General features: G+C 72.8%; 11 protein-coding genes. 9 read left to right on the top strand and 2 right to left on the bottom strand.

What is annotated here, in order from left to right:
* Positions 1-56: 56 nt before the first annotated feature.
* The 9 genes from CRYAR_RS21035 (at position 57) to CRYAR_RS20995 (ending at position 9,290) form a co-directional block, all read left to right on the top strand.
* Complete coding sequence (locus CRYAR_RS21035) at positions 57-854, top strand: ABC transporter ATP-binding protein (protein WP_063725740.1); 798 nt, start codon at positions 57-59, stop codon at positions 852-854.
* The gene (locus CRYAR_RS21030) at positions 851-1,555 is read left to right on the top strand and encodes an ABC transporter ATP-binding protein (protein ID WP_035853586.1); all 705 of its coding nucleotides are present in this window, start codon (positions 851-853) and stop codon (positions 1,553-1,555) included. Before CRYAR_RS21035 ends, CRYAR_RS21030 begins: the two co-directional genes overlap by 4 nt.
* A 9-nt stretch (positions 1,556-1,564) precedes the next feature.
* Entirely contained in the window at positions 1,565-2,461 is an 897-nt protein-coding gene (locus tag CRYAR_RS21025) for a branched-chain amino acid ABC transporter permease (protein ID WP_035853575.1), read from the top strand.
* Entirely contained in the window at positions 2,458-3,525 is a 1,068-nt protein-coding gene (locus CRYAR_RS21020; RefSeq protein ID WP_035853567.1) for a branched-chain amino acid ABC transporter permease, read from the top strand. The genes CRYAR_RS21025 and CRYAR_RS21020 overlap by 4 nt, the downstream gene beginning before the upstream one ends.
* Positions 3,526-3,587: 62 nt before the next feature.
* Positions 3,588-4,862 (top strand): ABC transporter substrate-binding protein, encoded by a 1,275-nt coding sequence (locus CRYAR_RS21015; RefSeq protein WP_035853560.1) that lies wholly within the window; start codon positions 3,588-3,590, stop codon positions 4,860-4,862.
* On the top strand, positions 4,859-6,532 hold the full coding sequence (locus CRYAR_RS21010; RefSeq protein WP_211247567.1) for a class I adenylate-forming enzyme family protein: 1,674 nt from the start codon (positions 4,859-4,861) through the stop codon (positions 6,530-6,532). The genes CRYAR_RS21015 and CRYAR_RS21010 overlap by 4 nt, the downstream gene beginning before the upstream one ends.
* Positions 6,529-6,897, top strand: a complete 369-nt coding sequence (locus CRYAR_RS21005; RefSeq protein ID WP_035853552.1) for a nuclear transport factor 2 family protein — start codon at positions 6,529-6,531, stop codon at positions 6,895-6,897. The genes CRYAR_RS21010 and CRYAR_RS21005 overlap by 4 nt, the downstream gene beginning before the upstream one ends.
* A 1-nt stretch (position 6,898) precedes the next feature.
* A complete protein-coding gene (locus CRYAR_RS21000) occupies positions 6,899-8,380 on the top strand; it encodes a class I adenylate-forming enzyme family protein (protein ID WP_051570734.1) in 1,482 nt (493 codons plus the stop codon).
* A 40-nt stretch (positions 8,381-8,420) separates the two neighbouring features.
* A complete protein-coding gene (locus CRYAR_RS20995; protein WP_051572136.1) occupies positions 8,421-9,290 on the top strand; it encodes an NAD(P)H-dependent flavin oxidoreductase in 870 nt (289 codons plus the stop codon).
* A gap of 26 nt (positions 9,291-9,316) precedes the next feature.
* On the opposite strand, the gene CRYAR_RS20990 is transcribed toward CRYAR_RS20995, so the two are convergent.
* On the bottom strand, positions 9,317-9,841 hold the full coding sequence (locus CRYAR_RS20990) for a DUF4232 domain-containing protein (protein WP_035853541.1): 525 nt from the start codon (positions 9,839-9,841) through the stop codon (positions 9,317-9,319).
* 115 nt (positions 9,842-9,956) lie between these two features.
* A complete protein-coding gene (locus CRYAR_RS20985) occupies positions 9,957-12,977 on the bottom strand; it encodes an AfsR/SARP family transcriptional regulator (protein ID WP_035853534.1) in 3,021 nt (1,006 codons plus the stop codon).
* Positions 12,978-13,049 lie beyond the last annotated feature (72 nt).

Raw genomic sequence — 13,049 nt, 5'->3', positions numbered from 1 at the left:
GCTTCCTGTAGTAATCCGTATCACACCGTTAACTGAAGTGTCATCAGGGAGGCGCCTTGCTGCAGGTCAACGAGGTGGCCATTCACTTCGGAGGGGTGCGGGCGCTCGACGGGGTCTCGTTCGAGGTCGAGCCCGGCCAGATCCTGGGGCTGATCGGCCCGAACGGCGCCGGCAAGACCACGCTGTTCAACTGCATCACCCGCATCTACCGGCCGACGGCGGGCTCGATCGGCTTCGACGGCCGGGACCTGCTGCGCACCGCACCGCACCGGCTCGCCGGAACCGGCATCACGCGCACGTTCCAGAACCTCGCGCTGTTCGGCACGCTCACCGTCTTCGAGAACACCCTCGCCGGAGGGCTCGCGCGCAGCCGCGCCGGGGCCCGGGCCCGCGCCTGGCAGATCCTCGAGCGGCTCGACCTGGTCGAGGTGGCCGGGCGGCCCGCCGCCGGGCTGCCATTCGGCACGCTCAAGCGCGTCGAGCTGGCCCGCGCGCTGATGGCCGAACCGCGGCTGCTGTTACTCGACGAGCCGGCCGGTGGCCTCACCCACAGCGAGGTGTACGAACTCGGCCGGCTCCTGGTCTCGCTCCGGGACGAGTACGGCTTCGCCGCACTCCTGGTGGAGCACCACATGGGCCTGGTGCTCGGCATCAGCGACCACGTCGTCGCGCTCGACTTCGGGCAGAAGATCTACGACGGCACCCCCGCCGGGGTCCGGGAGGACGAGGCCGTGGTCGCCGCCTACCTGGGCCGCGCGAAGTCCGGCGCCCGCCCGGAGGCCGCCGAGTCAGCAGCCGGTGCGGGCGCCGCGGAGCCCGATGGGCGTCCGGAGTCCGCGGAGGCCGCGCGATGAGCCTGCTCGACGTCAGCGACCTCACCGCCGGGTACGGCGGCCGGGACGTGCTGCACGGCATCTCGATGACCGTCGAGAAGGGGGACGTGGTCGTGGTCCTGGGCGCCAACGGCGCCGGGAAGACCACGACGATGCGTGCGCTCGCGGGGCTGATCGGCCGCCGCGGCACCGCGACCTTCGACGGCGCACCGCTGGGCCGCCGCCCCGACGAGATCGTGCGCCAGGGCATCAGCCTGGTCCCCCAGGGCCGCGGCACCCTCGACATCTCCGTCCTCGACAACCTCCGCGTCGGCGCCGCCGTGCGCACGGACCAGAAGCAGATCGCCGAGGACATCGAGCGCTGGTGCACGGTCTTCCCCGTGCTGGGCCGGCGCGCGAACCAGAAGGCAGGCACGCTCTCCGGCGGCGAACAGCAGATGCTCGCCGTCGCCCGCGCACTGATGAGCCGCCCCACGCTGCTGCTCTGCGACGAACCGAGCCTCGGCCTCGCCCCGATCGTCGTGCAGGAACTGTTCGCCACCCTGGCCGACATCAACCGCACCGACGGCACCGCGCTGCTGATCGTCGAGCAGAACGCCGAACTCGCGATGGACATCGCGAGCACCGTCTACCTGCTCGAAGTCGGCACGATCGCCGCCTCGGGCCCCGTCGAGCGCTTCCGCGAGGACGACACCGTCCGCGGCGCCTACCTCGGTTACTAGGAGCCTCACGTGGAGCTCTTCGTCGAACGTCTCCTGGCCGGTCTGACCAACGGATCGGTCTACGCGCTGCTGGCGCTCGCGCTGGTCGTGGTCTACCGGGCCACCGGCACGCTCAACTTCGCCCAGGGTGAGCTCGCGCTGTTCACCACGTTCGTCGCCTGGTGGCTGACGACGCTCGACGCGCCGGTGTGGATCGCGATCGTCGCCGCGCTGATCGTCGGGTTCGTGCTCGGCGCCGCGATCGAACGGCTGCTGATCCGCCCCGTTCAGCGCAAGAACGACATGGCCGTGCTCATCGTCGCGCTGGGCCTGTTCACCGGGTTGAACTCGCTCGCCGGTCTGCTGTGGAACTCCGAGACCAAGATCATGCCGAGCCCGTTCCCGAACGGCCTCGAGGACTACGTCAGCATCGGCGGCGCCCGGCTCTACGGCGACGCGCTGGGCGTCTGGGGTGCGCTGATCGTCCTGGTCGTGCTGATGACGCTGCTGTTCCGGCGCACCCGCATCGGCCTGCACATGCGTGCGGTGGCCGCGAACCCCGAGTCGGCGGCGCTGGCCGGTGTGCGCACCAGCCGCATCCTGATGATCGGCTGGGGCCTCTCCGGGGCGATCGGCGCGCTGGCCGGGGTGCTGGTCACGCCGCTGGCGCCGGAGCAGCTCGGCCTCACCACGATGTTCCACATCTTCATCGCCGCGTCGGCCGCGGCCCTGTTCGGCGGGCTCGACAGCCTCCAGGGCGCGGTGGTCGGCGGCATCACGATCGGCGTGCTCGAAGCCATGCTCTCGGGTTACGTCTCGTTCATCGGCGGCGAGCTGCAGCAGACCTCCGCGCTGCTGATCATCGTCGCGATCCTGTTCATCCGCCCGAACGGTCTGTTCGGCACGGCCCGGACGGTGCGCGTATGACGACCGCAACTCTCGCGAAGCCCGCGGCGAGCACGACCGCCCGCTTCACGATCGTCGAAGGCTCCTGGGAGCACCGCGGCATCCGCGCCGCCGGGATCGTCGTGGCCGCCCTCGCACTTCTGGCGGCCTCGCAGCTGACGAGCTTCCGCGTCGGCCAGTTCACGTCGGTGTTCATCATGGCGATCGCGATCATCGGCCTGAACCTGGTCACCGGGTACACCGGTCTGCTCTCGATCGGGCACTCGGCGTTCTTCGGGCTCGGCGCCTACACGACCGGTGTGCTCATCGTGCAGCTCGAGTTCTCCCCCCTGGCGACGATCCCGATCGCGATGCTGCTGACGTTCGCGCTCGGGCTGCTCGTCGGGCTGCCGTCGCTGCGTATCCACGGGCTGTACCTGGCGCTCGTCACGCTCGCGGTGGCGGTCGCGTTCCCGGAGATCGTGCGCCGCCTCGAGGGCCTCACCGGTGGCGCGGCCGGCATGGTCGTGCGCTCCCGGTACCTGGCGCCCCCGGAGTGGACCGGGCTGGTGCGGGCCCAGCGGGGCATCTGGATGTTCTGGCTGTCGGCGTTCGTCCTGGTCCTCGTCATGCTGTTCGCCCGGGGCCTGATCCGCAGCCGGTTCGGGCTGATGATGCGCACGGTCCGCGACCACGAGATCGCGGCCGCAGCGAGCGGCGTCGGCATCGCCCGGACGAAGATCCTCGTGTTCGGCGTCTCCGGCGCGATCACCGGCCTGGCCGGCGCGCTGTTCACGATGTACATCGGGGCGCTCTCCCCCGACGGCTCGTTCACGCTGCTCAAGTCGATCGAGCTGGTCACCGGCCTGGTGCTCGGCGGGGTCGCCACCCAGTTCGGGCCGCTGATCGGGGCGTTCGCCGTCGTCTTCCTGCCCTACTACACCTCGTCGTTCATGACCGGACCCCTCTCCGGCGTCCTGTTCGGCGCCGTGCTGATCGCCCTGTGCTTCCTGATGCCCGAGGGCATCGCCGGTCGTCTCGGAATCCTGATCCGCAAGGTCGTGACCGTGCTGCCACCCGACCATCCCTCGCTCCGCGAACGCTGACTACTCCCGCCACCGCCCCTCTCCCGCGGTGGCGCGCACGACCCACCCCCGGAAGGAACGCAATGAAGCGCAGACTCCTCATTCCCCTGGTCGTGGCCACCGTGGCGCTCTCCGCCTGCGGCAGCAACAGCGGCGCCGAGGACGACACCGCCGCCGGATCGTCGAGCGCCTTCGACGTCGAGAACTGCGCGGACCCGGACGCCGCCACCGCGAAGATCACCGACACGCTCAAGGTCGGCTGGTCGGCCGCCACGTCCGGGCCGCTGGCCGACGCGGTCGGCAACGTCATCGAAGGCATGGAGGCCCGGTTCGCGGTGGCCAACGCGGCCGGCGGCATCGACGGCGTGAAGCTGCAGGTGGTGGTGAAGGACGACGCGTTCAACCCGGAGCGCGCCCGCACCAACGTCGGCGAGCTGATCGAGAAGGACAAGGTCGACGTACTCGACACGTTCGGCTCCGGCCAGCTCGACGCGATGAGCGACGCCCAGAACGACGCCTGCGTACCGCTGCTGTTCGGGCAGGCCAGCGTGCCCGCCTACCGCGACGCGACGAAGTTCCCGTGGACCACCGAGTACCTGCCCTCGGCCGAGGTCGAGATGAAGGTCGTCGTCGAAGGGCTGAAGACGAAGTACCCGCAGGGGGCGAAGGTCGCGCTGGCCGCCAACCAGACCGAGTCCGGCCAGGGCTACGCCAACGGGTTCAAGAAGGCGATCGAGGGCACGAACTTCACGATCGCCAAGGAAGCGCCGCTGACCGACCCGAACACCGCCGCGTCGGCGTTGAAGGCGTCGGCCGCGCCGATCCTGGTCAACGCCGGGGTGACCACCGACTGCCTCGCGCTGACCCAGGCGATCGGCCGGGTCGGCTGGAAGCCCGAGACCGTGATCCAGCCCTCGAACTGCGCCGACGGCGCGACGCTCTACGCGCCGGCCGGTGCCGCCGCCGACCAGCAGCAGATCCTCAAGTGGCTCAAGGACCCGGCCGACCAGGCGTTCGCGTCCGACGCGGCCGTGCAGGAGTACCTGAAGCAGTCCGCGGCCAACGGCGCCGACTCCCCGACCAACAGCTACACGGTCAACGGCTGGGCGATCGGCGACCTGATGATCGACGTGTTCACCAACGCCGCGAAGTCGAAGGAAGGCCTGTCGCGGGCCTCGATCATGCAGGCCGCGCGTAACCAGAGCTACCAGCCGCCGATGTTCATCGACGGCATCAAGTTCACGATGACGCCGGACAAGTCGCTCGGCATCCAGGCGTTCCAGCCCTACACCTGGCAGGCCGGCGCCAAGCGGTTCACCTCGTCCGGCGACGTCATCGACATCTCGGACGGCCAGTGAGCAGGGGCCTGCACCCGGCGGAGAAGGTCGCCGACTACCAGGCCCGGGGCTGGTGGAGCGACGAGACCGTCGACCAGCTGTTCCGGGACCGGGTCGCGGAGCGCGGTGACCACCTGGCGATCGTCGATCCGGCGAACCGGGCGGCGCTGCTCGGCGGGGAACCCCGGCGCCTGACCTGGTCCGAGCTGGACGGTGAGGTGACCTGGCTGGCCGCCCGCCTGCTGGAGCTCGGGCTGCGGCGCGGCGACGTCCTCGGCGTGCAGCTGCCGAACACGGTCGAGCTGGCCGAGGTCTACCTCGCGGCCTGGACGATCGGGGTGATCGTCTCGCCGCTGCCGATGCAGTACCGCGAGCGCGAGATCGCCGAGATGGCGGCGCAGGCGTCGTTCCGCGCGTACGTCACGGTGGCGACGTTCGGCGGCCGGTCGCCGGCCGCCGAGGTCGCCTCGGTCCGCGATCGCCTCCCGGCCCTGGAGCACGTCGTCACCTTCGGGCGGCCGGGTGAGGGCGCCGCCTGGGTGCCGGTCCCGGCGTCGGCCGAGGACCGGAGCGCGGTCGACGCGCACCGGGCCGGCGACCCCAACGACCCGAACGACGCGCTGACGATCTGCTGGACGTCGGGCACCGAGAGCACCCCGAAGGGCGTGCCCCGGTGCCACCTGGACTGGCTGGCGATCTGCTGGGCCACCGTGGACGCGCCCCGTATGGTCGCCGCCGACGTGCTGCTCAACCCGTTCCCGATGGTGAACATGGCCGGGATCAACGGCATGTTCCTGCCGTGGCTGCGTACCGGGTGCGTGCTCGTCCAGCACCACCCGTTCGACCTCGGGGTGTTCCTGGGCCAGATCGCGTCGGAGCGGGTCACCTACACGGTGGCGCCCCCGGCGATGCTCTGGCTGCTGCTCTCCGACGACCGGCTGAGCAAGGCCGTCGAGACGTCCGCGCTGACCCGGATCGGGTCGGGCTCGGTGCCGCTGCAGCCGGAGATGGTGCGGGGCTGGCAGGAACGGTTCGGGATCGGCGTCATCAACTTCTTCGGGTCCAACGAGGGCATCGGCCTGCTCTCCGGCCCCGAGGACTTCCCGGACCCGGCCGAGCGGGCCCAGTTCTTCCCGCGGTACGGCGCGCCCGGGGTGACCTGGTCGTCCCGGTTGGCCGACCAGGTCACGGTGAAGCTCGTCGACCCGGTGTCGGGCGCCGAGGTGACCGCACCGGGGCAGCCGGGTGAGCTGCACCTGGGCGGCCCGACCGTGTTCGCCGGCTACCTGAACGGCGTCGCGCCGTTCGACTCCGACGGGTACCTGAAGACCGGGGACCTGTTCGAGATCGCCGGGGACCGCGGGCAGTACCTGCGGTTCCTCGACCGGGCCAAGGACCTGGTGATCCGCGGCGGGATGAACATCGCGCCGGCGGAGCTGGAAGGCCTGATCGGGGCGCATCCGGCGGTGGCCGACGTCGCGGTCGTCGGTGACCCCGACGACGTGCTCGGCGAGAAGGTCGCGGCGGTCGTCGTGCTCGCGCCGGGAGCGTCGCTGACGCTGGACGAGCTCGTCGCGTTCCTGCGCGAGCAGAAGATCGCGTCGTACAAGCTGCCGGAGCGGCTCGACGTGCGGGACGCCTTGCCCCGCAACCCTGTCGGCAAGGTACTGAAGCGGGAGCTACGCCGATGACCGACCTCGAGGTCGCACGCGCCATGTTCGATGCCTGGGACCGGCTCGACTGGGACGCCGCGATCGACCTGTTCGCCGACGACGGCGTGCTGCACAGCGTCATGCAGGAGCCGCTGGTCGGCAAGGAGGCGATCGCCGGGCGGCTGCGTGAGCTCGCGGCCGGCGCCACCTGGATCACGCTCGACGTCAAGACGCTCGGGATGATCGACGGGAAGGTGTTCGTGGAGCGGGTCGACCGGTTCGGGTTCAACGGGCACGAGGGCGAGGTCCCGGTCGTCGGCGTGCTGCGGATCGCCGACGGCAAGGTCACCGAGTGGCTCGAGTACTACGACCGGGCGACGCTGCTGCGCGGGATGGGTCTCTGACGTGTCCTGGGCCCACACGGTCGTGGCCGCGATGGGGCGGCGGCGCTCGGCCGTCGCCTTCCGCGGCCACGGCGTGGTCCGCACGCACGGCGAGTCACGCGACCGGGCGGTCCGGTTCGCCCACGCGCTGGGCGTGCGGCCCGGCGACCGGGTGGCGCTCGTCGTCGAGGACCGGGCCGACGCGGTCGAGGCCTACCTCGGGGTCGGCCTGACCGGCGCGACCGCGGTGCACGTCAACGACCGCCTGGCGGTGCCGGAGATCGCCGAGGTGCTCTCGCGCTCGGGCGCCGGCACGGTCGTCGTCACGGCCGGTCACGTCGAGCGCCTCGAGGAGCTGCTGGCCGGCTCCGGGCTGCGCGTCGTCACGCCGGCCGACTACCGGGACATGGTCGCGGCGGGGTCCACCGCCGTGCCGTCGACGCCCGGCGATCCCGACCTCCCCGGGATCGTCGGGTTCACCAGTGGCACCACCGGGCGCCCGAAAGGCGTGGTGCACACCCACCGCAACCTCGACGCGATCGTACGCCACATGCCCGCCCACGACGGGCTGCGCTGGGGTAGCCGCTGCGGGTTCACCGGCACGCTCGCGTTCGTCGCCGGGATCTGGGGTGTCGTGCTGCCCCACCTGTACGTCGGCGGTGAGGTCTCGTTCCAGGCCGGGCTCGACCCCGAGCGCTGGGTCGACCGGATGATCGCCGAGCGGACGAACTTCACCTACGCGCCGACGCCGCTGATGACCGCGTTCGCGGACGCCGTGCGGCGGCGCCCGGCGGTGCTCGACCACCTCGACGGCGTGCTGCACTCCGGGTCGCTCGCGCCGCGCGACGCGGTGGCGGACCTGGTCGACGCGATCGGCCCGCGGTACGTGGAGACGTACGGCATGACCGAGACCGGGGCGCCGGTGACCGCGACCGTGCCGGACGACTGGCGCGCGGGTTGCGCGGCGTCCGACCCCTACGCGAGCGCCGGGCGCGCGGTGCCGATCGCGTCGGTGTCGATCGTCGGCCCGGACGGAACGCCGCTGCGCGCGGGCGAGACCGGCGAGATCGTCGTCCGCAGCGAGACGCTGTTCAGCGGTTACCTGGACGACGCGCCGGCGGGCGACGCGCTGCGTACCGGCGACCTCGGCGCGCTCGACGACGCCGGTTACCTGTACGTCCGCGGCCGGTCGAAGGACATGATCGTCACCGGCGGCATGAACGTCTTCCCGGCCGAGGTGGAGCAGGTGCTCGCGCTCGGCGAGGGCGTCGCCGAGGTCGCGGTGTTCGGCGTCGCGCACCCGCGGTGGGGTGAGACGGTGACCGCCGCGGTGGTGCCGCGGCCGGGCGCGGCGGTGGACACCGCCGCGCTGGACGTGCTGGTCCGTGAGCGGCTCGCGTCGTACAAGAAACCGACGAGCATCCACGTGGTCGACGCGCTGCCGCGCACCGCGAGCCTGAAGGTACGCAAGGACGAGCTGCAGCGGAGGTTCGGTGCTTCCTGAGGTGTTGGCCGGGCTGCGGTTGCCGGTGCTGTGCGCCCCGATGTTCCTGGTGTCGGGGCCGGAGCTGGTGATCGCGGCCGCGAAGGCCGGGGTGCTGGGGGCGTTCCCGGCGCCGAACTGCCGGACCACCGGCGAGCTGGACGCGTGGCTCGGCACGATCACCGCGGCGGTCACCTCGCCGTGGGCGTTGAACCTGGTCACGCACCGCACGAACACCCGGCTCGCGGACGACCTGCGGCTGGTGGCCGAGTACCGGCCCCCGGTCGTGATCACCGCGCTGGGCTCGCCGGCCCCGGCCGTCGAGGTCGTGCACGCGTACGGCGGGCTGGTGATCGCCGACGTCGTCGACCTCCGGCTCGCGCGCAAGGCCGTAGCGGCCGGCGTCGACGGGCTCGGGCTGGTCTCGGCGGGATCCGGCGGGCACACCGGGCACCTGTCGCCGCTCGCGTTCGTCCCGGCGGTCCGGTCGTTCTTCGACGGGTTGCTCGTGGTCGGCGGCGGCGTCGCGGACGGCGCCGGGGTGCTCGGCGGGCTGGCGACCGGCGCCGACCTGGTGTCGGTGGGAACACGGTTCCTGGCCACCGCGGAGAGCCGGGCGGCGCCGGAGTACAAGCAGATGGTGATCGACCACGGCCCGGACGACCTGGTGATCAGCTCGGCCGTGACCGGCACCCCGGCGTCGTGGCTGCGCCCCAGCCTCGACGCCCACGGCATCGACCCGGCCGGGACGCTCGCCGGCGGCCGCGCCTACGACAGCGCGAACCCGGCCGCCCGGTGGCGGGATCTCTGGGCCGCGGGCCAGGGGCTCGGCCTGGTGACCGACGCTCCCCCGGTCGCCGAGGTCGTCGACCGACTGACGTCCGAGTTCGACGCCGCCCGCACCCGCCTCACCACGATCCGTCCGGTCTAAGGAAGGACTCGACCCGCGGCCGCGGGCTACCAGGCCACGACGCCCTGGCGGGACGGCTGGATCGTCCCTACCCGCAGGGACGACATCGTGATGTCGTTCTTCTCCGGCGCCGGGAAGTCCAGGAGTTCGGCGTTCAGCGGCGTCGTGGAGCCCGGCAGCGTCACCCGCAGCCCGTTGCCGACCCCGCACGAGCTGTCCCCTTTGGAGCACGGCGTCCACGTGATTCCCTGGAACGCCGTGGTCCCGGGCGGCAGCAGGAACGACACCGCGGGGCCGGGCTGGTCCACCGCGGCCGTCGGCACGGACACGTCCTCGTCGGCGGCGTTCGTCAGCGTGACCGTCGCCCGGCCGTCCAGCGTGCAGGCCCGCTCCGACGCGTTCTCCAGCGCGACCAGCCCGACCGGCCCGGACGGCTGCCGGGTGACGTCGACCTGGATGTCCTCGGCCGTGCACACGGCCGGATCCGCGGCCCGGGCGGCCGCGAACTCAACCGAGCAGGCCGGCACGGCGAGCAGCAGACCGACGCCGAGCAGGGCCAGGCGGCTTTTCATCAGAGGACATCCCTTCGATCGCCTACGTTCGCGTCGTCACCCATTGAACGCACGACGAAACCCGCGCTCCGTCGGCGCGACAACACACGGGATGTCCCTCATCGGACCCGAGTGGTCAGAGTTCCGCGAGTAAACGCCGCGCCTCGTCCGCCCCGGCGTCGTCCCCGGCCTGCGCGAACAACGCAGCACCCTCACGCAAGGCGGCCGCGGACTCCACCCGGTCCACCGCGGTCAGCGCCCGCCCCAGCGCCACCAGCGCCCCGGCCAGGAAACGCAGCCAGCCGCGCGTGCGCCACAGCGCCACCGATTCACGCAGGTACCCCACGGCCTCCACCGGCCGGCCGGCCCCGAGCGCGATCTCCCCGAGGATCCCGAGCGCGTCGGCGACGTGGTGCGGCATGTTGTACTCACGAGCCGTCGCCAACGCCTCCTCGGCGGCCAGCGACGCGTCCTCGTCCCCGCGCTGCAACCGCACCCGCGCCAGGCAGATCAACGTCAGCGTCTCGGTGTAGAGGTCCCGGTGGCGCCGCGAGATCGCCAGCGACTCGGCGAGGTAGCCCTCGGCCTCGTCGAGCAGGCCCGCCCGCCCGAACCCGATGCCGAAGAACTGCAGGACGGTCGCCTCGCCGCGCGGGTTGCCGAGCACCCGGGCCCGCTCCAGCGCCAGGTTCAGGTGCTCCAGCGCCTGCCCCAGGTCACCGGACTCCCCGGCCGCCACGGCCAGCGCCAGGTGGGCGCGCGACTCCCCGCCCACGTGCGCGGCGGCCGAGGCCCACTCCAGCGATTCGCGGGCGGCGCTCATCGCCTCGGCGTGACGTCCGGTGGCGGTCAGCGCCCACGAGCGCATCACCCCGGCGTCGGCCATGCCGCCGTGCTCGCCGACCTCGCGGAACAGTTCCTGCACCCGGATCGCCTCCGCGTGCTGCCTGGTCATCGCCTCGGTGCTCTGGTCGTCGGTGATCCAGGTGGTCAGGTCGGCCAGCCCGCGCCGCGCCACCGCCTCCCCCCGCCGGTCGCCCGCCGCGCGGCACGCACCCACGACCAGGCGGTTCGTCGTGGCCCACTCGGCGTACATCCCGCGCAGGTCGAAATACTTCTCGCAGCGCTGGGCGAGGTCGAACGCCACGTCGGTGCGCCCCGCCGCGCAGGCCTGGCGGACCAGCGCACGCAACGCGACCTGCTCGGCGTCGAACCAGTCGACGGCCGACACCCCGGACAACTCGCACCGGACCTCGTGGACGTCCGGGCGGAACGCCCGGCTCTCGATCTGCGCCCAGGTCGGGCCGGGAATGCCGGGTTCGAGCGCGGAGGCCACCGCCAGCCAGGCGCCCAGACCGCGGCGCAGGGCCTCCTCGTCGTCGCCCTCGGCCGCGGCCCGGTCGCGGGCGTAGAGGCGCACGAGGTCGTGGAAGCGGTAGCGGGTCTGGCCGGCGGGGTCCGTGCCGACGGCCGAGAGCACGTGGGCGTCGACCAGGTCGTCGAGGTCACGCGCGGCGCGTTCGGGCTTCTCGTCGGAGAGCACGGTGGCCAGCCACCCGGCGAAGTCGGGGACGTCGAGCACGCTCAAGCGCCGGAACAGCGCCCGGGCGGACGGCCGGAGCCCGTCGTCGCTCAGCGCCAGCGACGCGCGGACCCGCAGGTCACCGGCGTCGAGCCGGTCGAGGCGCCGGTTCTCGTCGCGCAGCAGGGCCACCAGGTGCGACACCGTCCAGCCGGGGCGCGCGGTCAGGCGCGCGCCCGCGATGCGCACCGCCAGCGGCAGACCACCGCAGAGTCCGACGACGGCCGCGGCGTCGGCGTCGTGGTCGTCGACCCGGGCGTCGTCGACGATCCGGGACAGCAGCCGCACGCCGTCGTCGGCGTCGAGCACCTCGAGCTCGGTCCAGCGCGCACCCTCCAGACCGGACAGCCGCACCCGGCTGGTGACCAGCACCGTGCAGCCCGCCGCCCCCGGTAGCAGCGGCCGGACCTGGGCCTCGGTGGCGGCGTTGTCGAGCACGACGAGAACCCGCCGCCCGGTGAGCAGCGTGCGGTAGAGCTCGGCCCGTTCGTCGGCGTCGGTGGGCACCGCGGGGCTCGGGACGCCCAGCGCCCGCAGGAACCGGCCCAGCACGTCGGCGGGGGCGACCGGGTCGGGCCCGGCACCGGCCAGGTTCACGTACAGCTGACCGTCCGGGTACGCCGGCGCGGCCGCGTGGGCGACGTGCACCGCGAGCGTCGTCTTGCCGACCCCGGCCATCCCGGTGATGCCGAGGACCGACAGCCCCGCCGGTGGGGTGTGCGGCGTCAGCACCTTGAGCAGCCGGCGCACCTCGGACACCCGGCCGGTGAAGTCCGGCACCGCCGGGGGTAACAGGGCCGGGTGACGCGGTGCCGCCGTAGCCCCGTCGTCGTCACGGATCGCCCGGTAGAGCTCCTGGAGTTCCGGCGAGGGCTCGACGCCGAGCTCGTCGCGCAGCACCGCGCGCAGCGTCTCGTAGGCCGCGAGCGCCCGGGCGCGGGCCCCGGTGACCCGCAGCACCCGCAGGTACTGGCCCCAGAGGCGCTCGCGCAGCGGGTGTTCCGCGGTCGCGGCGGCCAGCTCCCCGACCAGCCCGGCGTGGTCGCCGAGCGCCAGCCGGGCCTCGACGCGGTCCTCGATCGCGGCCAGCCGGGTCTCGGTCAGCCGCGTGACGTGCGGGGCCATCCACGGCGCGTCGGCCAGATCCGGGACCACCGGCCCGCGCCACAGCTCCAGCGCGCGGGTCAGGACGTCCAGGGCGTCCGCGGAGCGCTCCTGCTCGAGCGCGCGACGGCCCTCGGCGGCCAGGCGCTCGAAGACCGCGGCGTCGCAGTCACCGGCGGCGACGTCCAGACGGTACCCGGCGGCCGACGTGACCAGCCGGGCCGCCCCACCCGGCGCGACCTGATCGAGGACCTGGCGCAGCCCGAACACGTACGAGTGCAGGTTCGCCCGCGCCGACGACGGCGGGTCGGCGCCCCACAGCGCGTCGACGATCTCGTCCGATCGCACCAGTGAGGAGCCGCGCAGCAGCAGCAACGCGAGCAGCGCCCGCTGCTTGCGCCGGCCCACCGCGATCCGGGAGCCGTCGGGCGCGCGCACCTCGAAACTGCCCAGCAGGCGAAACGCACTCATGAGCCCTCCCGGCCAGCGGAGGTCTACAGTAGACGAGCCCAGTGTTTACCCCGGAGGCAAATGTAACTCGCG

This window comes from Cryptosporangium arvum DSM 44712, assembly GCF_000585375.1.
Lineage (GTDB): Bacteria > Actinomycetota > Actinomycetes > Mycobacteriales > Cryptosporangiaceae > Cryptosporangium > Cryptosporangium arvum.
Note: the sequence above shows the minus strand (reverse complement) of the source record. Positions and strands in the feature narration are given on the sequence as shown.

What these genes read in the sequence shown, in the direction of transcription:
- CRYAR_RS21030 (WP_035853586.1), top strand. Translation starts at nt 851, where the DNA reads ATGAGCCTGCTCGACGTCAGCGACCTCACCGCCGGGTACGGCGGCCGG.
- CRYAR_RS21020 (WP_035853567.1), top strand. Translation starts at nt 2,458, where the DNA reads ATGACGACCGCAACTCTCGCGAAGCCCGCGGCGAGCACGACCGCCCGC.
- CRYAR_RS21015 (WP_035853560.1), top strand. Translation starts at nt 3,588, where the DNA reads ATGAAGCGCAGACTCCTCATTCCCCTGGTCGTGGCCACCGTGGCGCTC.
- CRYAR_RS21005 (WP_035853552.1), top strand. Translation starts at nt 6,529, where the DNA reads ATGACCGACCTCGAGGTCGCACGCGCCATGTTCGATGCCTGGGACCGG.
- CRYAR_RS20995 (WP_051572136.1), top strand. Translation starts at nt 8,421, where the DNA reads ATGTTCCTGGTGTCGGGGCCGGAGCTGGTGATCGCGGCCGCGAAGGCC.
- CRYAR_RS20990 (WP_035853541.1), bottom strand. Translation starts at nt 9,841, where the DNA reads ATGAAAAGCCGCCTGGCCCTGCTCGGCGTCGGTCTGCTGCTCGCCGTG.
- CRYAR_RS20985 (WP_035853534.1), bottom strand. Translation starts at nt 12,977, where the DNA reads ATGAGTGCGTTTCGCCTGCTGGGCAGTTTCGAGGTGCGCGCGCCCGAC.